Genomic DNA, 24,831 nt, shown 5'->3' on the forward strand with positions numbered 1-24,831 from the left:
ATATAATGAACTTTTAGTTAACTTCATATATGCAGCGGCACAAACCGGACACTCAAACCTGCTTGCCGCGGGCGGCGCGCAGCAGGTTCCGGTAGGTACCGTCGAAAATCGTGCCGGTGGCGGAGGTCCAGCGCGAGGACTGGCCAAGCGTGTCGCGGCTGGCATGGATGCGGCGGGAGCGCAGCTCGCGCGCCGCGGCTTCCTCGGGCGGCATCGACGCCAGCTCGAGCGCTGGGTCTGCTGGCACCACGGTAAGCTGGAGGATGGGCTCGCCCTGGCGGAATACATGGGTGGCGCCCGCTTGCGGCGCCTTGAAGACAACAAACGAGATCATCGGCCACCAGGCGGTTCGCAGCAATGCCGGAACGGCGAGTGGCACGTCGCCGGTCTCGTCGGTGAAATAGCGAGGGTGGGGCTCGACTCGGACGGCCATGTCCTCGTCCACAGCGATGTCGAGCAGAAGCTGGCAGGTGTAGTAGCCGGGGCCGAAGGGGCGGAAGGGCGGCCAGTTGACGCCGGTGCCCGGATCGGGGCCCCAGTCGCTCTCCAGCGTCACGTGCCCGTCAGTCCGGGTGACGCGCAGCTCATTGCGGTAGGGGTAGAAGACCTCGATCCCGTATTGCGCGCCCTCGACGAAGGGTGCGCAATGCCAGGGCTGCTCGTGCGCGCCGTCGCCCCGCTTCTCGGGCGAGCCGCCCCAGCCCGGCACGTCGAGCCGGGTGCGCCGTGGTGCGAGCCCCGGCTCGAAATAGCGCAGCCTTACCTTCGTCGTCATCGCCCTCCCCTCTCCCGGCGGCGCCGGCCCGGCGCCAAGTTCAACGCCAGTTTCAACGCCAGACTCAACGCCAGTCTGGCTGCGGATACGTGCCGTAATAGCCGTAATACCCGTAATAGCCGTGATGGTGGTGATGATGATGGTGGTGCTGGTAGTAGCGGTAGCGGCGATAGGCATGGTGGTGGTGATGGTGGTGGTGGTCGACCAGGTCCAGCCGGGCCGGCGGCGCCTCTGCCCTGGCGCGGGCGAGCAGCGCGTCATGCGCGCGGAGAATGGCGGCGGGCGCCTCCACCGGGGCAAGCAGCTCGGCATAGTTCGCGGCCTGGGGTAGCGGCGCGGGCTCGGCCAGGGAGGTTGCGGGTGCGGCGGCGGCGAGACCGCCCAGCGCGCCGAGAAGCCCGATCGTGGTTCGTTCCATCTGCGCTCTCCTTTCGGTTGCAGCGTCATAGAAGCGGTGGGGCGTGTCATTTCTGTGACTGAACTGCGGCGGAATCCATAAATCCATGTCATTCGGTTGCCCCAGGGGATAGGCCGGCGATGCGCAAGGGCGGCATTTGACGCAGTCGCGGACTTGGCGCAGGATTTTGGAATTCCGAATGCGAATGGAACACGGATGGAGCGGATCGAGACCGCCGAGACGCTGATCGACCAGGTCTATGAACGGGTGGTGGAGGCGATCGCCGATGGGGCGCTGCCGGCGGGCACGCGCATCCGCCAGGGCGAACTCGCAGCACGGCTCGGCGTCTCCCGCCAGCCGGTCAGCCACGCGCTGCATCTGCTGCACCGCCAGGGGCTGCTGCGCGAGAGCGGCCGCAAGGGGTTCGAGATCGCCCCGGATGACCCCGCGCGGATCGCCCAGATCTATGACGTGCGCGCGGCTCTCGACGGGCTGGCCGCAAGCCGCGCCGCCGCCCGGCGGGATGAGGCCGCACTTGCCGAGCTTGACGCCATCATCGCCGCGACGAGGAACGCCCAGGGCATTCCGGCGCTGCTGCGGCTCGACCTTGCCTTTCACCGCGCGCTCTACCGTGCCTCGGGCAATCCGGTGTTCGAGGCGATGACGGGCCCGCATTTCCCCGCCCTCGCCCGTGCCATGGCGGCGGTGCTGGAAGCCGAAGACTACCGCGCCCGCGCCGCGCGCGAACACGAGACGATCCTCGCCAGGGTGCGCGAGGGCGATGCGGCGGGGGCCGAGGCGGCGGCGCGCGACCATGCGCGCAATGCCGGCGAGATCACCGCCCGCCGCCTCGCCGATCGTGCGCAGGCGGGCTGACGTTCAACATAATACGGACCAGGAGGAGACAACATGAAACTGACCCAGCAGCAGATCGAGGATTTCCACCGCGAGGGCTGGCTGTTCCTACCCGAGCTGTTCAGCCCCGAGGAGGTGGCGCTGCTCAAGTGTGAATCCGAGGCGATCTATCGTGAGCATCGCCCGGAAGTGTGGCGCGAGAAGAACGGCGCGCCGCGCACCGCCTTCGCCGCGCATACGTATAACGAGGCCTTCGGCACGCTCGGCGCGCATCCGCGGCTAATCGGGCCGGTCGAGCAGATCTTCGGCGAGCAGGTGTACATGCACCAGTACAAGATCAACGCGAAGGCGGCCTTTACCGGCGAGGTCTGGCAGTGGCACCAGGATTACGGCACCTGGAAGCGCGATGACGGGATGCCCGAACCGCGGGCGATGAACATTTCGGTGTTCCTCGACGAGGTGATGCCGATCAACGGCCCGCTGCTGCTGGTGCCGCGCAGCCATAATGCCGGCGACCTGGAAGCGCGCCACGATGTCGAGACCACCTCCTACCCGCTCTGGACGCTGGACGAGGCAACGGTGAGCCGGCTCGTCGCCGAAGGCGGGATCGTCGCCCCTACCGGCAAGCCGGGCGGCGTGCTGATGTTCCACGGCAATCTCGTGCATGGCTCGGCCGGGAACATCACGCCCTATCCGCGCCGCATCGTGTATCTGACGCTCAATGCGGTTTCCAATTACATCCGCACGCCGACGCGGCCGGAATTCATCGCGCATCAGGATTTTGCGCCGATCCTGCCGGTGGCGGACGACGCGCTGGCGCGGCTCGCGGCGCACACGCCCCGCGCGGCGGCGGAATGAGGCGATGAACCTCTCCCACCTCCTCGCCGCCCGGGCCGATGCCGGGCGGCCGGTCCGTGTGCTGCTGATCGGCGCCGGGAAATTCGGCTCGATGTTCCTCTCCCAAGTGCCACATACGAGAGGCATCGAGGTCGCCGCCATCGCCGATCTGCGGCCGGACGCCGCGCGCGCCGCATGCCGCGCCGTCGGCTGGGACGAGGCACGCATCGCCGCCACGATCTTCACCGACGACGCAATCGCCGAACTGCGCCGCGAGGATATCGACGTGGTGATCGAGGCGACCGGCAACCCGCCCGCCGGCATTGCCCACGCCCGCGCCGCCTTCGCCGCCGGCAAGCCGGTGGTGATGGTCAATGTCGAGGCCGATGCGCTGGCCGGCCCGCTGCTCGCCGCCGAGGCGGATGCGGCAGGAGTGACCTATTCGCTCGCCTATGGCGACCAGCCCGCCCTCGTCGCCGAGATGGTGGACTGGGCGCGGGCCTGCGGGTTTTCCGTGGTCGCCGCCGGCAAGGGCACGAAATACCTGCCGCTCTATCATGGCGTCACCCCGGATACGGTGTGGCAGCATTACGGGCTGACGGCGGAGCAGGCGCGCGAGGGCGGGATGAACCCGCAAATGTTCAACTCCTTTCTCGACGGCACCAAATCGGCGATCGAGATGGCGGCGATCGCCAATGCGACGGGGCTGGCCGTGCCCTCGTCCGGCCTGCATTTCCCGGCCTGCGGGGTGGATGATCTGCCGCATCTGCTGCGCCCGCGCACAGCGGGCGGGATGCTGGAGCGGTCCGGCATGGTCGAGGTGGTCTCCTCGCTGGAGCGCGACGGGCGGCCGGTGTTTCGCGACTTGCGCTGGGGTGTCTATGCCGTGTTCGAGGCGCCGAACGACTATGCGGCCGCCTGCTTTGCGCAGTACGGGCTGCGGACCGATGCCTCGGGCCGCTATGCAGCGATGTACAAGCCCTATCACCTGATCGGGCTGGAGCTGAACGTCTCGGTACTGTCGGTCGCGTTGCGCGGCGAGCCGACCGGGCGGCCGCGCGGGTTTGCCGGCGATGTCGTCGCCATCGCCAAGCGGGATCTGGCGGCGGGCGAGGTGCTCGATGGCGAGGGCGGCTATACGGTGTGGGGCAAGCTGCTGCCGGCGCAGGCGAGCCTTGCCGCCGGCGCCCTGCCGATTGGTCTCGCGCATCACGCGCGGCTGCGGCGCGGCATCGCCGAGGGCGAGGTGGTGGGGTGGGACGATGTCGATTTCGCCGCCGCCGGATCGGCGCTGCAGACTGCGATCGCGGCACGGCGGGAGATGGAACGGCGCTTCGCCGCCCCCCGCGCCGCGGCGGGCGCCGCCTGAGCGCAAGCCGCAGCGTCCTTGATCTCGATCAAGGACGCTGCGGCCCCGGCGGCTCAGAGAAGATGCATGGAACAGGCCCTTCTCGCGCGCTATGACCGCCCCCTGCCCCGCTACACCAGCTATCCGACCGCGCCGCATTTCTCCGCCGCGACCGGGGCGAAGGACTATGCCCTCTGGCTTGCCGCGATTGAGCCCGATGCCCGCGCCTCGCTCTACCTGCATGTGCCGTTTTGTCGCAGCATGTGCTGGTTCTGCGGCTGCACCACCAGCGCGGTGCACAGCGTCAGCGCGCTGGAGCGCTACGCGACGGCGCTGGAAACCGAGATCGGCCGCGTCGCCGCCGCGATCGGCCATCACCTGCGAGCCGGGCAGATCCATTGGGGCGGCGGCACGCCGACCGCCCTGCCCGCACCGCTGCTGCGCCGGGTGCATGCGGCGCTCGCCCGCCATTTCACGCTTGATGACACGACCGAAATCGCCATCGAGATCGACCCGCGCACCCTGCCGGACGACGCCACGGCGCTGCTGCGCGATCTCGCCGTCACCCGCGTCAGCCTCGGGGTTCAGGATTTCGCCCCCGCGGTGCAGGCGGCAATCGGGCGACACCAGAGCGTCGCCCAGACCAAAGCCGCCGCCGATGCGGCGCGGGCGGCGGGCATCGCCTCGGTGAATTTCGACCTCGTCTATGGCCTGCCGTTCCAGACCATCGAGTCGCTGGAGGCGACGATCGGCGAGGTTCTCGCCCTCGGGCCGGACCGCGTCGCGCTCTACGGCTATGCCCATGTGCCGTGGACGCGCAAGCGCCAGCAGGTGATCGCTGAGCGCGCCCTGCCGGACACCGCGGCGCGCTTCGCCCAGCAACAGCGCGCCGCCGAACTGCTGGTCGCCGCCGGCTACCGCCAGATCGGGCTCGACCATTTCGCAAGGCCCGAGGATATGATGGCGCGCGCCGCCGGCACCGGCGCGCTGCGGCGCAATTTCCAGGGGTATACGGTCGACCCCTCCGACCTGCTGATCGGCCTCGGCGCCTCGGCGATCTCGCGTCTGCCGCAGGGCTATGCGCAGAACGCGGTTGGCACCCAGCCCTACCTCGCCGCGATCGAGGCCGGCGGGCTCGCCATCGCCAAGGGGCTGGCGCTGGATAACGAGGACCGGCTGCGCGGGGCGATCATCGAGCGGTTGATGTGCGACCTCGAAGTCGATCTCGCGACGTTCGACGCCGATCCTGAGCGTTTTGGCGCCGAAGGCGCGGCGCTGGCGCCGATGGAGGCGGATGGGTTGCTACGCCGCGAGGGCAGCCGCGTGATCGTCACCGAGGCCGGGCGGCCGTTCCTGCGCCATGCCGCCGCCGCCTTCGATGCCTGGCTCGGCCAGGCGGGGCGGCACGCCGCGGCGATCTGAGCGGGGTCAAAATTCCGACTCGCGGATCGCCTCCCAGACCCGCAGCGGGGTGCAGGGCAAAGGCGGCAGCGTCGCACCGATCGACCGCAGCGCGTCCGCCACCGCATTGGCAACCGCCGGCAGCGCGCCGGTCGTGCCCGCCTCGCCCAGCCCCTTGGCGCCAAGCGGATTATTGGGCGATGGGGTCGGCAGGTCGAGCGTGACGAAACCGGGAACGTCGGCCGCGCGGGGCATCGTGTAGTCCATGAAACTGCCGGTCAGCGGCTGGCCGGAGGGATCATAGCGCATCCCCTCACCCAGCACGCCGCCTACGCCCTGGACGATGCCGCCATGGATCTGCCCCTCGGCGACACGGGGATTGACCAGCACGCCGGAATCATCGGCCGCGACGTAGCGCACCAGCCGGACCAGCCCGGTCTCGCGGTCGATCTCCACCTCGGCGATGTGGCAGCCGGAGGGGAAGGTCGCGGCGACGGGTTTTACCCCGGTAACGGCGATCTCGCCGCCGGCGGCCGCAACCGCCGCGGCGAGGGTCATCACCGGGGAGCCGTCGCGCCGGAGGATGGCGCCGCTGGCAATGGCGAGGTCCTCCGGTGCTTCGTTGGCGCGCAGCCCGGCGAGGGCGAGCAACCGCGCGCGCAGGGCGGCACCGGCATCGGCCACCGCGCTGCCGGCGCTCACCGTCGAGCGCGAGCCGATCGAGCCGGCACCGGCCAGCGTGCTGCCGGGCGGGCTCGCCGCGAGTTCGATATCTGCCGGGTCGAGCCCGGTTTCGCGGGCAAGGATGAGGGCATAGGTCTCCGCCTGGCTCTGCCCACTACCGCCGGTCACCGTCTCGATCCGGGCGACGGCGCGACCGTCGGCGAGGGACAGCGTCACCCTCGCCTCGTCCTGCGCCGCGGCACCGCCGCCGGCGATCTCGGTAAACAGCGCGGCGCCGCGCCCGAGAAGCGCGCCACGCGCGGCGGCTTCGGCGCGGCGGGCGGCGATATCGTCCCAGCCGGATCCCACCCGGGCGGCGGCGATCAGCGCGGTATAGTCGGCGCTGTCATAGGTTGCACCGAAGGCGGTGCGCCAGGGAAAGGCAGCGGCGGGGATCGCGTTGCGCGCCCGCAGGTCGAGCGGGTCGGCGCCGGTCGCGGCCGCGGCCTCATCCACGAGGCGTTCGACCAGCAGCGCGATATCCGGCCGCCCGGCGCCGCGATAGGGGCCGAGCGGCCCGGCATTGGTGAAATATTGCGCGAACCGCGCATGCGCCGCCGGGATCGCGTAGGTGCCGGTGCCCGATTGCAGCGCGTTATGGACGTTCACGAAGGCGCCGACGGTGGTGACATAGGCGCCGAGATCGGCGTGATACTCGATCTCGATCGCGGTGAAGCGGAGATCGGCATCGAGCGCGAGGCGGCCGGAGAGCCTGGTCCCGCGGCCATGATTGTCGTTGAGGAAGGCTTCGCCGCGGGTCGGCACGTAGCGCACCGTCCGGCCGGTGGCGCGGGCGGCGAGCAGGAGAGCGGCGTGCTCGGGATAGGCCGGGCTGCGCAGGCCGAACCCACCGCCGACATCGGGCAGCTCGATCATGATGCGCGAGGCCGGGACGCCGAGCACGGCCTCGAGATCGAGCCGGATCTCGTTGATACCCTGGTGCGGGGTGGCGAGGTGATAGACGGCCGAAGCCGCGTCATACCGCGCGACGATGCCGCCCGGCTCCATCGTGGAGGGGGCGAGGCGCGGCAGGTCGAACCGCACTGCGGCCACATGCGCCGCCGCGGCGAAGGCGGCGGCGACCGATGCGGCATCGCCCGCGGCATGCAGGAAGGCGAGATTGCCCGGCGCCTCTTGATGGATCGGCGGGGTGTGAGGTGCTGCGTCGAGCCCGACCACCGGGGGCAGCATGTCGTATTCCACCGCGATCGCCTCCGCCGCATCCATCGCCGCGGCAAGGGTTTCAGCGACCACGCAGGCGACCGGCTCGCCGGCATAGCGCACCCGCCCCTGCGCCAGCACCGGACGGAACGGGGCGATGAGCGGGCGCTCGCCCTCGGCGCCGTAGCGCATCAGGGCGCGGAAATTGCCGAAGCCGGCGGTGGCGCAATCCTCGCCGGTCAGCACCGCGACGACGCCCGGTATCGCCCGCGCCGCCGCCGCATCGAGCGAGACGATCGCGGCATGGGCGTGAGGCGACCGCAGGAAGGCGGCCGCCAGCGCGCCCGCCGGCTGGATATCCGCGACATAGCGCCCTGCCCCGCTGACCCAGCGGGTCCGGTCGCGCGCCGATTGCGTGGGGCGGCCCGAACCGACCGATCCGTCCGTCTCTCGCACCTGCGACGCGGCGTGTGGGGAGGTCATCTCAACAACTCATCTCGATGGTTCACTCAATGATTCACCAGGGCAGTTCGGCGCCGGTATAGTCGAAGAAGGCGAGGCCGGGCGTGCCGCGCCGGGCGATCAGCTGGTCGACCACGCGGGGGATGCTCTCGCCGATGGAGAGCGTTGCCTGCGGGCCGCCCATCTCGGTCCGCACCCAGCCGGGGGCGACGAGGGCTAGGCTGCGGGACGAGCCCTTGTGACGGACGGCGTAGCTGCGCATCAGCGTGTTCAGCGCCGCCTTGCTGGCGCGATAGGCCTCGAACATGCCGGTCGTGTTGTTGGCCACACTACCGAGGCCGGAGGACATCAGCCCGATCCCGCCATCCGGTGCCACGAGGTCGCCCAGCGCCTCGACCGCGCGCATCGGGCTGAGCGCGTTGGTCACCATCAGCTCGACGAAGGTTTCGGTGCTGACCGCGCCGATCGGCGCCGCCGGGTCGTTGGCGATTCCGGCATTGACGAAGAGCTGGTCGAATACCTGCCCCTCCAGCCGGGCGCGCAGGGCAGCGAGCTGGCCGGGATCGTTGATGTCGAGCGATTCGATAACGAGCCGCCCGCCGTCCCGCCCGGCGAGGTCGTGCAGGCCGGTGCGGGCGGCGCCGCGCACCGTCGCAGTGACGTGCCAGCCGCGGCCGAGATACTCCTCCGCCATCGCGAGGCCAAGGCCGCGCGAGGCGCCGATGATGAGACAGGATGGGTGCGTTGCCATGCGATTCTCCACTCCGATGCGCCAAATTTACGGCGAGGCTACGACGATTCCCGCGCATCCGGCCAGACGCGGCCGGGGCAGGCGTGGCGAAGCGGAACATTTCGCTGCCGCCGCAATCGCCGCCGCTTTACAGGACCGCGGGGTTCATTTAGGTGCCGCGTAACGAATATGAGAACAACGCCCGGTTGCGGGCCTACTGAACATGGGGAACATTCATGACAAACCGACACAGGGCCGTGCTCGCCCTGGCAGCCGCCGCGATGCTGGCGCTGCCCGGGATTGCTTCGGCAGGCTGCGCGAGCGGCGATTTCACCACCGCACAGGCGACGACCGGCAAGACCCTCTACGATACGAACTGCGCTGCCTGCCACATGACGAATCTGGAGGGCGGCTCGGGCCCGGCGATCGGCGGGGCGAAGTTCAAGTCCTATCTCGACTTCACCAAGATCACCGGTACGCAATTGCTTGCCTTCATCAAGTCGCAGATGCCGTATCAGGCGCCCGGCAGCCTCAAGCCGGCCGAATATGACGCGATCTTCGCGTATATCCTGCAGCAGAACGGCTATCCGTCCGGCGCCACAGCGCTCGACGCCAAGACCGCCTCCTGCGTCAAGATGCTGCCTTATCCTGGCAAGTCCTGACGTTGGGCGGACTGCCGGCTGCCCGCGTGCGGCCGGATCTGGCTGAAACCACAGGGGAAACTCACAAAATGACAACAACGGACAATCAATCCCGCCTCATGCGCCGGGTTCGGCTTGCCGCGCTGCCGGCGGCAGCACTGCTCGGCCTCGCCCTCGCGCAGTCGGCACAGGCCGGCGCGGTGAAGGCCGAGGGGTCGGAGACCGGCGGGCAGACCGCGAAGGTCGGCAAGACCATCACCTCGGACGTCAATGTCTCCACCACCATGCTGGAAGCGGCGCCGAAGGCGGATGCGAACTGGCTGGTCAACGGCCGCGATTTCGACAATTCGCGCTTCTCGCCGCTCAAGCAGATCGATTCGGCCAATGTGAAGGATCTCGCGCCGGTTGCAATCGCGCAGACCGGCTACAGCGCGAGCTTCGAGACCACGCCGCTGGTGGTCAATGGCGTGATGTATCTGACCACGCCGATGGTGAACTCCAAGCAGGCGCTGATCGCGATGAACGCGACCAACGGCCAGACGCTGTGGACCTATACCTACACCGACGGCCAGAACCAGATCTGCTGCGGCCCGGTGAACCGCGGCGCGGCGGCGTCGAACGGCAAGGTCTACATGCTGACGCTGGACGATCATCTCGTCGCGGTGAACGCGAAGACCGGCGAGCAGGAATGGTCGACCACGGTTGCCGATCCGCGCTATGGCTATTCGGAGACGATGGCGCCGACCGTCTACAAGAACATGGTCATCATCGGCAGCGCCGGCGGCGAGTGGCCGATCCGCGGCTTCGTTGCGGCCTATGACGCGACGACCGGCAAGCAGATCTGGCGCTTCCATACCACCGACAGCAAGGCCGGCTGGGAAGGCGATTCGTGGAAGACCGGCGGCGGCACCGTGTGGACGACGCCGACGGTCGATCCGAAGCGGGGCCTGCTGATCTTCGCGACCGGCAACCCGAACCCCGACCTCAACGGCTCGGCGCGCAAGGGCGACAACCGCTATACCGACTCGATCGTCGCGCTGAACATCAATACCGGCAAGCTCGTCTGGTATTACCAGGAAGTGAAGCACGACGTGTGGGACTATGACGCCGTCAGCAACGCGATGCTGTTCGACGTGCGGGATCACGGCAAGATGGTTCCGGCCGTCGGCGAGGCGGGCAAGACGGCGTGGTACTACATCGTCAACCGCGAGACCGGCAAGCTGATCCGCAAGTCCGAACCGTTCGACATGCAGAAGAACATGTTCGCGCAGCCGACGACGAAGGGCGTGCAGATGCTGCCGGGTGCGAATGGTGGCGCCGAGTGGTCGCCGCCGGCGTTCTCGCCGATGACCCGCGACGTGTACGTGATGGGCATGAACCAGCTCATGACCTTCACCAACGAGAAGAGCAGCCCGGCCATCCCCGGCCAGATCCGCCTCGGCAGCACGTTCAAGAATGTCGATCACGGCATCCAGAACGGCACGCTGACGGCGATCAACGTCGATACCGGCAAGATCCGCTGGAACGACACGCTGCCGGAGCCGATGATGGGCGGCGTCCTGGCGACGGCGGGCAACCTGGTGTTCACCGGGGAGGGCAATGGCTGGTTTGACGCGATGGACGCGAAGACCGGCAAGCGCCTGTGGCGGTTCAACCTCGGCGCCGGCGTGAACGCCCCGCCGGTTGCCTATTCGGTGAATGGCCGCGAATACATCGCGGTGGCCGCCGGTGGCAATTTCCAGCTCAGCTATCCGTATGGCGACGCGGTGGCGATCTTCGCGCTGCCGAAGAAGTAAGCTGGCCGCATGGCTTGAAGACGGGCCGGGGCGCGACGCGCTCCGGCCTTTTTCATGTCCCCGATCCGGGGAGACCTGATGCTTCAGCTGCCGCCAGGAAAGCCGCCAAGCGGGCTGGGGTTGAAGTTGATCTGCTCGTCCATCATCGCCTTCGCCATCTCCATCTCGGCGCGGGCCATGTGCATCATCGCCTCGTGCTCGCGCCGCGGCGCGATGGCAAAATCGGTATGATAGGTTCGGTTGATCTTGGTGATCAGCGTTTCGACATGAGTGATATCAGCCTTCATGGCGGCGGTCTGTTGCGGCGAGCGGGCTGTCGCGGCATCGCCCTGCTGGGCGAGGGCCGTGCCGGTGCCGGCGAGCGCGAGGGCGCCGAGCAGAAAGATTGTTTTCATCGTATCCTCCTTGCGTGATCCGTCGTGCGGATCGTCGCCGCCTCCCGCCTCCGCCCTTCCGGCATCGCTTCGTGCGGCTTCGTAAAGATGCCGGCTCAGGCTCGGGGATTCCAATGCCGTTTGATTATCGTTTCGATGCCGTGAGAGGCTGGGCGGGCGGCTCCTCGCATGAACCCAATGGCCGCCGGGTACTGAGCGGCATCCTGCATCGCTTTCGCGAGGGCTTGCGGTGACGAGCGCTTCCTGGGGGCTACGGGCCACGAACCAGTGTGATCAAGCGGTTCAACCGCTGGAGCCAACGAGGCCTCTGGCAGGAGGTCTTTGCGGCTCTTGTCGCCTGCGCGGACCCGCCGCGCATCGCCACACGCTAGAGCACGTTCCGATCCATCCGAATCGGATGCCGTGCTCTAACTTATTCATAAACAGAGCATCATCCGATCAGATGACTCCATCTGATCGGATGATGCTCCAAGACAAAACCGCACGAAATGTGCTCGCAGGTATCTGCCTCGTCCTCGCCGTCACATCATTGATCAGTCGAGTCCAGAACCTGGATCGACTTTGGAACGGCCGCTTTTCCGACGTGCCAACCGGGAAGCGGACCGACCGGTGTCGGCCCCGGCCTGGTTCACCCGTGCAGACCGGGTGCCTCCTGGCCCGTGCGGGCCACGTATTCGGTATATCCGCCGTCATAGTCATGGATACCTTCCCGGGTGAGCTCCAATACCCGGTTAGAAAGCGCGGCGAGGAAGTGGCGATCATGCGAGACGAACAACATGGTGCCCTCGTAGTTCGAGAGTGCGGTGATGAGCATCTCCTTCGTCGCGAGGTCGAGATGGTTGGTGGGCTCGTCAAGGACCAGGAAATTTGGCGGGTCGTAGAGCATCAACGCCATGACGAGCCGCGCCTTCTCCCCACCCGAGAGCTGGCGGCAGCGCTTTTCCACCTCGTCACCTGAGAAACCGAATGCCCCGGCCAGCGTACGCAGGCTACCCTGGCCCGCATGCGGGAAGGCAGCATCGAGTGTTGCGAAGATTGTGGCGTCGCCGTCCAGCTGGTCCATGGCGTGCTGGGCGAAGTAACCCATCTTCACGCTGCCCCCCAGGGTCACCGTGCCGGTATCGGGCGAAGTGCTGCCGGTTACCAGCTTCAGCAGCGTGGATTTGCCCGCGCCATTCACGCCGAGCACGCAGCAGCGCTCCTTGCGGCGGATCAGCAATTCGAGGCCGTCATAGATCACCTTGCTGCCATAGCGCTTGGAGACGCCGCGCAGCTTGGCTACGTCATCACCCGAACGCGGGGCGGGGCGGAACTCGAAGGCGATGGCCTGGCGTCGCTTGGGTGGCTCCACCCGGTCGATCTTGTCCAGTTTCTTCACCCGGCTCTGCACTTGCGCGGCGTGCGAGGCACGGGCCTTGAAGCGCTCGATGAACGCGATCTCCTTGGCGAGCGTCGCCTGCTGGCGCTCGAACTGCGCCTGCTGGTGCCTCTCATTCAGGGCGCTCTGGCGGGCGTAGAACTCATAGTCGCCGGAGAAGCTGGTGAGATTGCCGCCGTCGATCTCGATGACCTTGTTGATGATGCGGTTCATGAATTCGCGGTCGTGCGAGGTCATCATCAGCGCGCCGTCGTAACCGGCGAGGAACTGCTCCAGCCATATGAGGCTCTCCAGGTCGAGATGGTTGCTTGGCTCGTCCAGCAACATCACGTCCGGGCGCATGAGCAGAATGCGCGCAAGTGCCACGCGCATCTTCCAGCCGCCGGAGAGCAGGCCCACGTCGCCGTCCATCATCTCCTGGCTGAAGCCGAGGCCGTCGAGCACCTCGCGCGCCTTGCCCTCCAGTGCGTAGCCGCCCAGCTCCTCGAAGCGCGCCTGGACCTCGCCATAGCGTTCCAGGATGGTGTCCAGCTGGTCGGCCTTTTCGGGATCGGCCAGAGCGGCTTCGAGCTTTGCCAGTTCCTCACCCACCTCGCTCACCGGCCCGGCCCCTGCGATCACCTCGGCTACGGCGCTGCGGCCCGCCATCTCGCCGACATCCTGGCTGAACAAGCCAATGCTGATTCCGCGATCGATGAGGATGTTGCCCTCGTCGGGAGGCTCCTGACCGGTGATCATGCGAAACAGCGTGGACTTCCCAGCACCATTGGGGCCAACAAGGCCAATCTTCTCGCCCCGCTGCAAGGCAGCTGACGCCTCGACAAAGATCAGGCGGGTGCCGTTCTGCTTGCTGATATTATCCAGACGAATCATGAGTCCTCGGTGGCCGGAATTGCCGGAAGTTCTTAAAGCAACTCCCCGGGACCGTGAACCGCAGGGGCGTTGCCGAAATCAACCCGAAGCTCGGGTGCATCCGATCGCGTTCCAGCGGCTATATTCGTTGAGTTAAAAGTCATGGATCCGGTGGCGTGCCTTGCGCGGCTCAAGTCTTGATCGGGGCTCCGGCGACTCGCTTGTTGGCGGCGAATGGGCTTCCCGCACAGCCACCGCATGACCACCACCTTGGTCGCCGACCCGCGCATGACCAGCATGGTCGCGCCCATGGTGCTTGATGGGCCGATCAACGGCTACTGATTCGCAGCCCGCATTGCATTTATCCTTGTCCCGGAACTGCGGCCGGGCGACGTCGTCATCATGGATACCCTGTCGAGCCACAGACGTGCATCGGTGCAGGTGCTCATCGAGGCCGCAGGCGCAACACTACGCTTCCTCCCGCCCTATAGCCCTGACTTCAACCCGAACGGAAAAGCCTTCGCCCGCCTCGAGGCCATGCTGCAAAAAGCCGGTGAGCGAACCGTCTCTGGCATGTGGGACCTCGTCGGCAGGCTCGCCGATATCTTCAAGCCCGCCGAGTGCGCCAACGACTTCCGCTCATGCGGATAAGAACTTGATTGAGCGTAAGACGCTTGAGATGTCCTCGAATGGATCGGAACAACTGAAGGATTCAGCACTGCTGTGGAGCGGTTGCAGCGGAATTTCGGGTTCTCTGTCCCGGAGCAGATCCCTCGTGAGAATATGGCGTCCAATCAGCTGGACACCCGCAATAACCCTGTGAAGGTTGTTGAATTCGTGATTCACTGAGCGGGTCGTGAATTGGAGGCGGGTGGATGGAGGCGTGGTCGCTATTCGGGCTCTCGGAGCATCTTGAGCGTCTGAGCAAGACGGGGGACCCGCTGGAGGTTCTGGAAGCGACGGTCGATTTCGAGCATTTCCGTGGCTGGCTGGTTGAAGGGCTGGGCTACGGGGACGGAGCCAGGGGTGGCCGCCCGCCCTTCGACCCTGTTTCGATGTTCAAGGCGCTGATCCTTCAGGCCCAGCAGAATCTGAGCGATGCCAGGATGGAGTTCATGATCCGGGACCGCCTGTCCTGGATGCGCTTCCTGCGCTTTGATCTTGGCGGGCCGACGCCGGATGAGAACACGATCCGGCTGTTCCGTAACAAATTGACAGAGACGGGCACGCTGAAGCGGGTGATGAAGGCGTTCGACTGGCAATTTGAACCGCCCCGGGTTTGCCGGAGGCCATTTGAGTTAAGCTAAGCGGCGATCTTCATCTGGTCGAGTGTGGCGAAATATCGTTGTTCGGCTTCGGCGGGCGGGATGTTGCCGATCGGCTCGAGAAGGCGCCTGTGGTTAAACCAGTCGACCCATTCGAGCGTTGCGAACTCGACGGCCTCCAACGATTTCCACGGCCCGCGACGACGGATGACCTCGGTCTTGTAAAGGCCGTTGATGCTCTCGGCGAGAGCGTTGTCGTAGCTATCGCCGACACTGCCGACGGACGGTTCGATGCCGGCCTCCATCAGGCGCTCGGTGTATTTGATCGAGACATACTGGCTGCCCCGGTCGCTATGATGGACGAGCCCGCCGCTACGCACCGGGCGTCTGTCGTGAAGAGCCTGTTCCAGGGCATCGAGGACGAAGCCGGCATGCGCCGTGCGGCTTACCCGCCAGCCAACGATACGCCGGGCGAATGTATCGATGACAAACGCCACATACACAAAGCCCTGCCAGGTCGCGACATAAGTGAAGTCGGAGACCCAGAGCATATTCGGCGCCGGCGCCTGGAACTGGCGGTTGACGCGGTCCTGTGGGCAGGGTGTCGCCCTGTCGCTGATCGTCGTCCTGACCGGCTTGCCGCGGATCACGCCCTGCAGGCCGATGATCCGCATCAACCGCTCCACCGTGCAGCGGGCAACAGCGCATCCTTCCCGCTGCAACTGCCGCCAGACCTTGCGCGCACCGTAGACCTCGAAATTCTCCGCGAACACGCGCCGGATATCCGCCTCGAGCGCCTCATCCCGCCGGGCGCGTTCTGACCGCCTCTCGGGGTTGGCCCGCTTCGCTATATGCTCGTAGTAGGTCGATGGGGCGATCGGCAGGACCCTGCAGATCGGCTCGACCCCATAAGCCCCGCGGTGATCATCGATGAACGAGATCATGGTTTGAACCGGCGGTCGAGCTCCGCCTGGGCAAAATATGCCGACGCCTTGCGCAGGATCTCATTCGCCTGGCGAAGCTCGCGGTTCTCGCGTTCCAGTGCCTTCAGCTTCGCCGACACTTCCGACGGAACACCAGGCGAGCGGCCGCTGTCGCGATCCACCTTCTGCACCCATTCACGCAGCGTATGCGGTGAGCAGCCAAACTTCGCGGCTATCGACACCATCGCCCCTCCGCAGCATTCCACCTGCCAAGGCAGGCGGAACCTTGGCTGCTTCGCCCACCGCGAGGGAGTTCGCCCTCGTGCTCCAGCACCATCCGCACCGCCCGCTCGCGGACTTCAGGAGAAAACTTGTTCGTCGTCAGACTCGTCATGGCTCCATCCTATTTGGGAGTTGGAGCCTCCGGCAAACCCGGGGCGGTTCATTCGTGGAGATGCAGCATGAGCAAAACTCCTGCCGCCGATGCCGCACGTCTCGCCTTTCTCCTCAACGAACTTCGCCTGCCCAGCATCAAGCATCTCTGGCCCGATCTCGCCGCCCAGGCCGACAAGGAAGCCTGGCCTGCCGCACGCTTCCTGGCAGCGCTCGCCGAACACGAACTGGCCGACCGCGAACGGCGCCGCATCGAACGCCATCTCCTCGAAGCTCATCTGCCAATCGGCAAAACACTCGACAATTTCGACTTCAACGCCGTGCCGGTCATCAGCAAGGCCCACATCACCGCTCTCGCCTCCGGCAATGCCTGGATCGAACACGGCGCCAATTGTCTCGTGTTCGGGCCGCCCGGCGTCGGAAAATCGCATCTCGCTTCAGGTCTCGGCCGCGCCCTCATCGAAGCCGGCTTCCGCGTGCTGTTCGCCAGAACCACAGACCTCGTCCAGCGCCTGCAGGTCGCCAGGCAAGACCTCGCCCTCGAAGCCGCCATCACCAAACTCGACCGCTATCATCTGCTCATCCTCGATGATATCTCCTACGTCACCAAGGATCAGGCCGAGACCTCCGTGCTCTTCGAGCTGATCAGCCGGCGCTACGAGCATCGCTCCATCATGATCACCGCCAATCAGGCTTTCGGAGAATGGAACAAGATCTTTCCCGACCAGGCCATGACCTTGGCCGCTGTCGACCGCCTCGTTCACCACGCCACCATCATCGAAATGAATGTCGAAAGCTACCGGCGCCGCACCGCTATCGCGCGCAAACGAGCCACAGGAAGGCCGCCAGCCAGGCAAACCCCAAATTCAGAAACCTGATCGACGCCGCCTGATCGCCGCTCAGCGACAATCAACAAAAACCCACTTGCCATCCAACTCAAAACCCATATCCTCACCCCCGTCGCCGTCAGCTTTTCTCATGCTGATTGTCGCTCCTTCTCACCCAGATTGTCGCGCTACAGGGCGGTGACCTCGGCCGCGCAACCGGATGGGCGGATGCTGTCGCGACTGGTGAGCACACAGAATTCCTCCTCGGAGGTCTGGGCCGACAGCGCCTATCGCTCGCAGACAAACGAGAAATGGCTGGCATCAAGGATGTTGGTCAGCCGCATTCGCCGGCGCAAGCCGGCCGACAAGCCGATGCCGCGACATGTCGCGCGGGCCAATGCCGCGAAATCGTCGATCCGTGCCCATGTCGAACACGTCTTCGCCCACCAGAAGAACAGGTTCGGCCTGTTCATCCGCACCCGCCCTGCACGCCGCTTGCCGGGCCGCGTTCCCCGCCTGGAATGTCACGCCCGCCGAAATAGGGGCGATCCTGACCGCCGCCGGGTGGAAGCATCTCCAGTGGCGGGAAAGGCGCGGAAATCCTGACAATCGGGTGCGGGGATATCAGCCGCACCGGCTGGGGGAAGTAGGACGGGCGAGCAACGGTTAACCACCGCGCGCGCGTCTAGTTTCGTTGTGGCGTGACGCGTTCTGTCAAAGGAATTGATGTTTTTAGATTTGGTCTACCAACTTTTTTCAAAACGAAAAATCCATATTCAAATTTTTATCCTCACCAGCAATAGTTTTGCCATATTTCACTTGATCGCATTGCGTCTTACTTGGCTTAAAATGTTGGAAATTTAAAATCGATATAAAAAAATTCTCTATTTTCTTATCTTTTGTTTTTGTGTTCATTGTTGGATTAATAAATAAGTATTGATGATAATAATATAATTGATTAAATATAACCTGTTTATACCAAGAGTTTGAACGAATGTTGCACGTGTATGCAACATAGGCAACAATCACATTATGCTTCAAATCACTTATTTCTGATTTATTTTGCTCGTCTAATTTCCTTTGATCTTTGTATAAAAGTTGTTGAAGGGGAGATTTATTTCTGTCGGTTGTTCCTGCATTTATTATATCATTCCCTATAGACGCAAGATATTTCTCCACAATCCTGCTATGCTTCCAAGTGGAAATAGATATGGGTGGGGCTGCAATTCCGCTCGCAGGGTAAGCGGCCATGATCATAGCCAAGAGACAGTAGATAGATCTCACCGTTGACCTCCCATGATCATGGAGCCAAGCACAGATGACGCTTGTTCCTCAATCGTTTGTGTTCTGTTTTAGAAATTATCTGCCTCGTAATACCTCCGCGACCGTTTCCATTCGCTCACACGCCGCGCCCGGTGCGGACTGCGGACATGTTTTGCGGACCTGCACCCAGCCGGAGACAGGGCGGGCGAAATCCCCGCAGGTCGCATGGCTGGGGGAGGATCCATAGTTGCCGGGCCGGAGGTGCGACCTCGCCCGCCTGACCGCACAACATGCCGCAACCTTACGCGCGTGCGTGTATGCGTATTGCTTGCCTAACCCCCCTGATCCCCGACCGGCGAGGCGGACGAATCGAGAGCGGCGGAGACGATCACGCAACCGTCATTCGGACGCGACCGGAGACACCAAATTGCCGACGAGTGCGGTCCCGTTGGTATCCCGAACATATTCAATTTTCGCTAATGTTTCGCACAACCACTTGAAAACGTTGGTGGAGCCAATCGGAATCGAACCGACGACCTCCTGAATGCCATTCAGGCGCTCTCCCAACTGAGCTATGGCCCCACCGTGCGTGAGGGCCCTATTAGACCGAGTTCGCGCCCGCGGCAAGAGCATCGGAGGACAAACCGGCCATGAAATATGCCGTGGGCAATATGGGGAGGCATTGCAGGCGGCAGTTCGGGTGCCGGGCGAGGCGGAAAAACTGTACAAATGTTCAATTTCGGATCGACACGAGAGACCTAGGCCGGTAGTGTGGCGGTGCACCAGGGAGACGACGCCATGTCCATGATCGTCGACAGACGCGACCTCGACTTCATCCTGTTCGACCTGCTCGGGATGGAGCAACTGCTGCACCACGAGCGCTTCGCCGGATTCGACCGCGATGCCTGCGCCCAGATGCTCGACACCGCGCAAGCCATCGCCGAGGAGCAGTTCCTGCCGATCGCCGCCGAGGTGGACGCAAACGAGCCGCGCTTCGTCAATGGAAGGGTCGAGATGCCGGAGGGCACCGGACGCGCGCTGCGCGCATGCGCCGAGGCGGGGTTCTTCGCCCTGCCCTTCGCGCTGGAGCATGGCGGGTTGCAGGCGCCGCGCGTGCTGCACACGGCGGCCAGCGGCATCTTCACCTGTGCGAATACGGCCGTCGCCAATTACGCCTTCCTCACCGTCGGCGCGGCAAACCTGCTTGCCGCCTTTGGCAACGAAGCGCTGCGCCGGCGCTTCCTGCCGCCGATGCTGGAGGGACGCTGGTTCGGCACGATGTGTCTTTCCGAACCGCAGGCCGGCTCGTCGCTCGCCGACATCACCACCACCGCGACACCGCGCGACGACGGCACGTTTTCGCTCCGCGGCAGCAAGATGTGGATTTCGGGCGGGGATCAGGAAATTTCGGAAAATATTGTCCATATGGTGCTCGCGCGGATCGCCGGCGCGCCGGCAGGAACGCGCGGCATTTCGCTGTTTCTCGTGCCCAAGCGCCGCGTTGATGAAAGCGGCGCCGTTGGCGAGCACAACAACATCGCCCTTGCCGGGCTGAACCACAAGATGGGCCAGCGCGGCACCACCAACTGTCTGCTCAATTTCGGCGAGAGCGGCGAGACGATCGGGCATCTGATCGGCGCGGCGCATCGCGGCCTCGAATACATGTTCCAGATGATGAACGAGGCGCGCATCGGCGTCGGCCATGCCGCGACCATGTCCGCACTCGCCGGCTATCGTCATTCGGCGGAATACGCCCGCACCCGCACGCAAGGCCGCAAGGCCGGGCAGAAGGACCCGTCCGCCTCGCCCGTGCCGATCGTCGAGCACGCCGATATCCGCCGCATGCTGCTGGCCCAGAAGGCGGCGGTGGAGGGCGCGCAGGCGCTCTGCCTCTATGCCGCGCAACTGGTCGACCGGCAGGAGATCGCGACCGACGCGGATGAGGCCGAATGGCTCGGCACGCTGCTCGGGCTGCTGACGCCGGTGGTGAAATCCTGGCCGTCGGAGCATTGCCTCGAAGCCAACAAATGGGCGATGCAGATCCTCGGCGGCTATGGCTACACGCGGGACTATCCGCTGGAGCGGCTCTATCGCGACAACCGGCTGAATCACATTCACGAAGGCACGTTCGGCATCCAGGGCATCGACCTCGTGGGCCGTAAGCTCGGCGGCGACAATGGCGATGCGCTGCGCCGCTTCGCCGCACAGATGCGCGAGACCGCCGCCATCGCCGCCCCGCATCCGGCCCTCGCGAACGAGGCCGCCCGCCTCGTGGCGGCACTCGACCAGCTCGGCGTCACCGCCAATGCCCTGCTCGCCTGCGCCGACCTGCCACGCCGCCTCGCCAATGCGACCTTATTTCTCGACGCATTCGGCCATGTCGTCATCGGCTGGCTCTGGTTGTGGCAGGCACTCGTTTCGGCCGCCTCGCTGGACGGTAACCCTCCACCGCCCGACAGGCTCTTTCACGAGGGCAAGCTACTGACATGCCGTTATTTCATGGCGCATGAGCTGCCGCTGGCGGTTGCCCGACTTGCACTTTGCGCGACCCTCGAGACCAGCAGCCTCGACGCGCCGGCAGCGCTGTTCGCTCTCTGACGCAGGGCGGCAGCCCATGGTGCAGGATCGCAGCCTACGCACAAAACAGCGGATTCATGAAGGTGCCGTCAGCGTTCTTGCCAAGGGCGGGGTTGCCGGGCTTACCCATCGCGCGGTCGCTGCCACCGCAGGTGTCAGCCTCGCCGCGACAACATATCATTTTGAATCCAAAACAGACCTCATCGCCAGCGCCTCACGCCATCTGATGAGCGGCTATCTCGACGCCTTCGCCCGGCTCGAACGCCGCGTCAGCGCCGGCGAGGCGACCGGGGTTGCGCGGATCGACGATCTTGTCATGCGCGTCGTGCTCAATGCGCTGGGGCGCGAGCGGACGCGCTCGCTGGCCTGGTGCGAGCTGATCCTGCATGGCGGGCGCGGCGATGCGGGACGGCTACTGGCACAGGGATGGTACGCACGGCTCGATGAAATCTGGCATGCCATCGGCCAAAATCTCGGCTTCGGGCAGGACCGCAGCGTGGCCCGCGCGGCGATCGACCGGGCGATCGGGCTGACCTTTCTGCTCCACCCGCTCGGGCTTGAGCAGGAAGCGGCGCGCGATTTCATCGAAGGCCGGCTCGATCCCGCGCAACTCGGCCCGCCCGCCCCCACGGCGGACGACGATGCCGTCCCCGCCAGCGCCCGCCATTTCGAGACCCGCGAGCGGATCGTGCAGGCGACGATCGACATTCTCGTCGAGTCAGGCGCCGGGGCAGTAAGCTGGGCCGCCATCGCCCAGCGCGCCGGCCTCGCCCGCAGCGGCCCGGCCTATTATTTCCCGGCGATCGGCGCGCTGCTCGCCACGGCACAGGTCGCGCTGTTCGACCGGGCGAAGGCGCGCTACCGCGCAGGCTTCGGCGCGATCGACCCCGCCGGGATCGATGAGGTGCGGCTGGTCGATCTCACCACGGCGATCTGGTTTCGCGAGGTGCTGGAACATGCGCGCGAGGCGCTTGGGCATTACGCCGTGTTTCTCCGCGCCGCCCAGGCTCCAGGAGAAAGCATGGTGCTGCGCGCGGCTCTCGCGGCCACGCTGCGCGACCAGCACGGCGCCTGGCGCCGGCGGCTGGCGGCGATCGCCGTAGCACCGCCGCACCCTGCCGGCCCGCTCGCGGTGCAGGCCCTCTTCGTCGGCAAGCTGATCCGTGCTGCCGCCACCGGGGCGGACACGGCGCTGCTCGCGCTGGCGCGGGAGGATTTTGCCGCCGCGATCGCCGGGGCAATCCGCCCTGAAAAACCGTACGCTCATCCAAAACCGGCTTGCCAGCCGGGCCCGCCTGGCTTAGCTGAACAGAGCGAAGCGCCGCTTCGCGGCCCGGAACCATAAGGGAGGACCGGCATGATCGACCCGGCATCACTGTTTTCGCTGCAGGGGCGTGTCGCCCTCGTCACTGGCGGCTCGCGCGGCATCGGCCGGATGATCGCCGAAGGGTTTCTCGCCCAGGGCGCGCGGGTCTACATCTCGGCGCGCAAGGCGGAGCAGTGCCACGCCGCGGCGGCCGAACTCGGCCCCGATTGCATCGCCGTGCCGGCGGATATCTCGACGGTCGAGGGCGCGCGCGCGCTGGCCGCGACAATCACCGCGCGCGAACCGGCGCTCGACATCCTGGTCAACAACGCGGGTGCGGCCTGGGGCGCGCCGTTCGAGAGTTTCCCGGAACATGGCTGGGACAAGGTGTTCGACGTCAATGTGAAGGCGCCATTCTTCCTCACCCAGGCGCTGCATGGCGCGCTGAAGGCAGCGGCGCGGCCCGACCGCCCGGCCAAGGTGATCTGCGTCGGCTCGATCGACGGGCTGCGCGTCAATGCCTGGGAGACCTACAGCTACCAGGCCTCGAAAGCGGCGATCCATCACCTGATGCGGCGCATGGCGGCACGGCTGATCCACGACAATATCGTCGCCAGCGCGATCGCCCCCGGCGCGTTTCCCTCCGAGATGAACCGCGCCGCGCGCGACCGGGGCGAGGCCGTCGCCGCCGCCATTCCCGCCCGCCGCATCGGCCGCGCCGAGGACATGGCGGGTGCTGCGATCTATCTTGCCAGCCGCGCCGGCGATTACGTCGTCGGCCAGGTGCTTACCGTCGATGGCGGGCTCGTTGCCGCCAACCCGGTGGAGACGGCCGAACCCTGAGTCCGTCCCACCCATTTTCCGCCAGAGGAGCGAACAGACATGCGTGACGCCGTGATCGTCTCGACCGCCAGAACCCCGATCGGCCGCGCCTATCGCGGTGCCTTCAACGCCACCCCCGCCCCCACCCTCGCCGCCCACGCGCTGCGCGAGGCGGTGCGCCGCGCCGGGATCGACCCCGCCGAGATCGACGACTGCCTGATCGGCAGCGCCCTGCCCCAGGGCGGGCAGCACACGATCGGCCGCACCGCCGCCCTCCGCGCCGGCCTGCCCGTAACCGTGCCTGGCATGACGATGGACCGGCAATGTTCCTCGGGCCTGATGGCCATCGCCACCGCGGCGAAGCAGGTCATCGTCGACCGGATGGACGTGGTGCTGGCCGGCGGCGTCGAGTCGATCTCGACGGTGCAGACCGAGGCGATGCGGGTGGATCGCGATCCCGAACTCCTCGCCCTGCACGCCAACACCTACATGCCGATGATCGACACCGCCGAGGTGGTGGCGAAGCGCTACAACGTCTCGCGCGAGGCACAGGACGCCTACGCCCTGCAATCGCAGCTTCGCACCGCCAGCGCCCAGCAGGCCGGCCGGTTCGATGCCGAGATCATCCCCGTCACCGCGACCAAGACGGTGACGGACCGCGCGACCGGCGCCGCCAGTCAGCAGACCGTCACCCTCGCCGCCGATGAGGGCAACCGGCCGGAGACGACCGCCGAGGGCCTCGCCGGGCTCAAGCCGGTGCGCGAGGGCGGCTGCATCACCGCGGGCAATGCCAGCCAGCTCTCGGATGGCGCCTCGGCCTGCGTGGTGATGGAGGCGAAGCTCGCCGAGCAGCGCGGCCTGCAGCCGCTCGGCCGCTATGTCGGCATGGCCGTTGCCGGCACCGAGCCCGACGAGATGGGCATAGGTCCGGTCTTCGCGGTGCCGAAGCTGCTCTCGCGCTTCGGGCTCAGCGTCGGGGATATCGGCCTGTGGGAGCTGAACGAGGCCTTTGCGGTGCAGGTGCTCTATTGCCGCGACCGTCTCGGCGTACCCGACGAACTGCTCAATGTCGATGGCGGCTCGATCTCGATCGGCCACCCCTATGGCATGTCCGGCGCGCGCATGGTCGGCCACGCGCTGATCGAGGGCAAGCGCCGCGGAGCGCGCCACGTGGTGGTGACGATGTGCGTGGGCGGCGGGATGGGTGCTGCCGGCCTGTTCGAGGTTCTGTGAGCGCCCCGGCGCTCACCCTCGCCGACTATCGCGCGCTGGTCGGCGCCGAGGTCGGCTGTTCGGACTGGATGGAGGTCGGCCAGGCGCGCATCGACGCCTTCGCCGAGGTGACTGACGATGACCAGTTCATCCATGTCGATCCCGAGCGCGCGCGCGAAACCCCGTTCGGCGGGACCATCGCGCACGGCTTTCTCACCCTCTCGCTGCTCAGCCGCATGGCCTACGATACGCTGCCGCGGCTCGCGGGGGTGGCGATGTCGGTGAATTACGGGATGAACAGCCTGCGGTTTCTGGCCCCGGTGCGCGCGGGGGCGCGCATTCGCGGCCGCTTCGCCCTTGCCGGCCTCGCCGAGAAGGGCGAGGGCCGCATCCTGCTCACCCATGACGTGACGGTGGAAATCGAGAACCAGCCGAAGCCGGCGCTGGTCGCGCAATGGCTCTCGATGCTCGCCCTCGCGTGATCGCCCCTGC

General features: G+C 66.0%; 22 protein-coding genes, 1 tRNA gene, 1 pseudogene and 1 other annotated feature. Of the genes and pseudogenes, 15 read left to right on the forward strand and 9 right to left on the reverse strand.

Going from position 1 to position 24,831, the window contains the following annotated elements; all coding sequences use genetic code 11:
• Window positions 1–52: 52 nt before the first annotated feature.
• Window positions 53–775, reverse strand: a complete 723-nt coding sequence (locus HUW10_RS04755; protein ID WP_174502457.1) for a hypothetical protein — start codon at window positions 773–775, stop codon at window positions 53–55.
• 64 nt (window positions 776–839) lie between these two features.
• Window positions 840–1,193 carry a hypothetical protein gene (locus HUW10_RS04760; protein ID WP_174502458.1) on the reverse strand — a complete coding sequence of 118 codons (354 nt, stop codon included), beginning with the start codon at window positions 1,191–1,193 and terminating at the stop codon, window positions 840–842.
• A 195-nt stretch (window positions 1,194–1,388) separates the two neighbouring features.
• On the opposite strand from HUW10_RS04760, the gene HUW10_RS04765 reads away from it, so the two are divergent.
• The 4 genes from HUW10_RS04765 (at window position 1,389) to hemN (ending at window position 5,634) form a co-directional block, all read left to right on the forward strand.
• Window positions 1,389–2,048: a GntR family transcriptional regulator gene (locus tag HUW10_RS04765; protein WP_174502459.1), complete on the forward strand. Its 660-nt coding sequence runs from the start codon at window positions 1,389–1,391 to the stop codon at window positions 2,046–2,048.
• A gap of 33 nt (window positions 2,049–2,081) precedes the next feature.
• The gene (locus HUW10_RS04770; protein ID WP_174502460.1) at window positions 2,082–2,885 is read left to right on the forward strand and encodes a phytanoyl-CoA dioxygenase family protein; all 804 of its coding nucleotides are present in this window, start codon (window positions 2,082–2,084) and stop codon (window positions 2,883–2,885) included.
• Between the two features lie 4 nt (window positions 2,886–2,889).
• Window positions 2,890–4,233, forward strand: coding sequence for an NAD(P)H-dependent oxidoreductase (locus tag HUW10_RS04775; protein ID WP_174502461.1), 1,344 nt, complete (start codon window positions 2,890–2,892; stop codon window positions 4,231–4,233).
• A gap of 66 nt (window positions 4,234–4,299) precedes the next feature.
• A complete protein-coding gene (gene hemN, locus HUW10_RS04780) occupies window positions 4,300–5,634 on the forward strand; it encodes an oxygen-independent coproporphyrinogen III oxidase (protein WP_174502462.1) in 1,335 nt (444 codons plus the stop codon).
• A gap of 6 nt (window positions 5,635–5,640) precedes the next feature.
• On the opposite strand, the gene HUW10_RS04785 is transcribed toward hemN, so the two are convergent.
• Window positions 5,641–7,980, reverse strand: coding sequence for a xanthine dehydrogenase family protein molybdopterin-binding subunit (locus HUW10_RS04785; protein WP_174502463.1), 2,340 nt, complete (start codon window positions 7,978–7,980; stop codon window positions 5,641–5,643).
• 34 nt (window positions 7,981–8,014) lie between these two features.
• Complete coding sequence (locus tag HUW10_RS04790; protein WP_174502464.1) at window positions 8,015–8,710, reverse strand: SDR family NAD(P)-dependent oxidoreductase; 696 nt, start codon at window positions 8,708–8,710, stop codon at window positions 8,015–8,017.
• A 215-nt stretch (window positions 8,711–8,925) separates the two neighbouring features.
• On the opposite strand from HUW10_RS04790, the gene HUW10_RS04795 reads away from it, so the two are divergent.
• Both HUW10_RS04795 and HUW10_RS04800 read left to right on the forward strand, forming a co-directional pair.
• Complete coding sequence (locus tag HUW10_RS04795; protein ID WP_174502465.1) at window positions 8,926–9,351, forward strand: c-type cytochrome; 426 nt, start codon at window positions 8,926–8,928, stop codon at window positions 9,349–9,351.
• 68 nt (window positions 9,352–9,419) lie between these two features.
• Window positions 9,420–11,126 carry a PQQ-binding-like beta-propeller repeat protein gene (locus tag HUW10_RS04800; RefSeq protein WP_174502466.1) on the forward strand — a complete coding sequence of 569 codons (1,707 nt, stop codon included), beginning with the start codon at window positions 9,420–9,422 and terminating at the stop codon, window positions 11,124–11,126.
• Window positions 11,127–11,209: 83 nt separating this feature from the next.
• Here HUW10_RS04800 and HUW10_RS04805 read toward each other — a convergent pair whose 3' ends face one another.
• Together HUW10_RS04805 and HUW10_RS04810 are read right to left on the reverse strand one after the other, a co-directional pair.
• A complete protein-coding gene (locus HUW10_RS04805; RefSeq protein WP_174502467.1) occupies window positions 11,210–11,521 on the reverse strand; it encodes a hypothetical protein in 312 nt (103 codons plus the stop codon).
• A gap of 628 nt (window positions 11,522–12,149) precedes the next feature.
• Window positions 12,150–13,772, reverse strand: a complete 1,623-nt coding sequence (locus tag HUW10_RS04810) for an ABC-F family ATP-binding cassette domain-containing protein (protein WP_174502468.1) — start codon at window positions 13,770–13,772, stop codon at window positions 12,150–12,152.
• Between the two features lie 342 nt (window positions 13,773–14,114).
• On the opposite strand from HUW10_RS04810, the gene HUW10_RS04815 reads away from it, so the two are divergent.
• Entirely contained in the window at window positions 14,115–14,402 is a 288-nt protein-coding gene (locus HUW10_RS04815) for a transposase (RefSeq protein ID WP_304503475.1), read from the forward strand.
• A 224-nt stretch (window positions 14,403–14,626) separates the two neighbouring features.
• Window positions 14,627–15,058, forward strand: coding sequence for a transposase (locus HUW10_RS04820; protein WP_236656215.1), 432 nt, complete (start codon window positions 14,627–14,629; stop codon window positions 15,056–15,058).
• Here HUW10_RS04820 and HUW10_RS04825 read toward each other — a convergent pair.
• Window positions 15,055–16,333: pseudogene (locus HUW10_RS04825) on the reverse strand (IS3 family transposase). The gene HUW10_RS04820 and the pseudogene HUW10_RS04825 overlap by 4 nt on opposite strands.
• Window positions 15,886–16,002 (reverse strand) — a sequence feature (AL1L pseudoknot). It overlaps the preceding pseudogene by 117 nt.
• A gap of 67 nt (window positions 16,334–16,400) precedes the next feature.
• Between HUW10_RS04825 and istB the strand changes: the two are divergent.
• The gene (istB, locus tag HUW10_RS04830) at window positions 16,401–17,210 is read left to right on the forward strand and encodes an IS21-like element helper ATPase IstB (protein WP_174502469.1); all 810 of its coding nucleotides are present in this window, start codon (window positions 16,401–16,403) and stop codon (window positions 17,208–17,210) included.
• A gap of 177 nt (window positions 17,211–17,387) precedes the next feature.
• Window positions 17,388–17,765, forward strand: coding sequence for a transposase family protein (locus HUW10_RS04835; RefSeq protein WP_236656216.1), 378 nt, complete (start codon window positions 17,388–17,390; stop codon window positions 17,763–17,765).
• Between the two features lie 150 nt (window positions 17,766–17,915).
• Here the strand turns inward: HUW10_RS04835 and HUW10_RS04840 are convergent, their stop codons facing one another.
• Both HUW10_RS04840 and HUW10_RS04845 read right to left on the reverse strand, forming a co-directional pair.
• Entirely contained in the window at window positions 17,916–18,410 is a 495-nt protein-coding gene (locus HUW10_RS04840) for a hypothetical protein (RefSeq protein WP_174502470.1), read from the reverse strand.
• Between the two features lie 518 nt (window positions 18,411–18,928).
• Window positions 18,929–19,004, reverse strand: a tRNA-Ala gene (locus HUW10_RS04845).
• 216 nt (window positions 19,005–19,220) lie between these two features.
• Here HUW10_RS04845 and HUW10_RS04850 point away from each other — a divergent pair.
• The 5 genes from HUW10_RS04850 to HUW10_RS04870 are packed head-to-tail and all read left to right on the forward strand — an operon-like array spanning window position 19,221 to window position 24,821.
• Entirely contained in the window at window positions 19,221–21,020 is a 1,800-nt protein-coding gene (locus HUW10_RS04850; RefSeq protein ID WP_174502471.1) for an acyl-CoA dehydrogenase, read from the forward strand.
• Window positions 21,021–21,036: 16 nt separating this feature from the next.
• A complete protein-coding gene (locus HUW10_RS04855; protein ID WP_174502472.1) occupies window positions 21,037–22,344 on the forward strand; it encodes a TetR/AcrR family transcriptional regulator in 1,308 nt (435 codons plus the stop codon).
• A gap of 12 nt (window positions 22,345–22,356) precedes the next feature.
• The gene (locus tag HUW10_RS04860; protein ID WP_174502473.1) at window positions 22,357–23,148 is read left to right on the forward strand and encodes an SDR family oxidoreductase; all 792 of its coding nucleotides are present in this window, start codon (window positions 22,357–22,359) and stop codon (window positions 23,146–23,148) included.
• Window positions 23,149–23,187: 39 nt separating this feature from the next.
• Entirely contained in the window at window positions 23,188–24,360 is a 1,173-nt protein-coding gene (locus tag HUW10_RS04865) for an acetyl-CoA C-acyltransferase (protein ID WP_174502474.1), read from the forward strand.
• A complete protein-coding gene (locus HUW10_RS04870) occupies window positions 24,357–24,821 on the forward strand; it encodes a MaoC family dehydratase (RefSeq protein WP_174502475.1) in 465 nt (154 codons plus the stop codon). The genes HUW10_RS04865 and HUW10_RS04870 overlap by 4 nt, the downstream gene beginning before the upstream one ends.
• Window positions 24,822–24,831 lie beyond the last annotated feature (10 nt).

This window comes from Acidiphilium sp. C61 (assembly GCF_905116885.1).
Taxonomy (GTDB): domain Bacteria; phylum Pseudomonadota; class Alphaproteobacteria; order Acetobacterales; family Acetobacteraceae; genus Acidiphilium.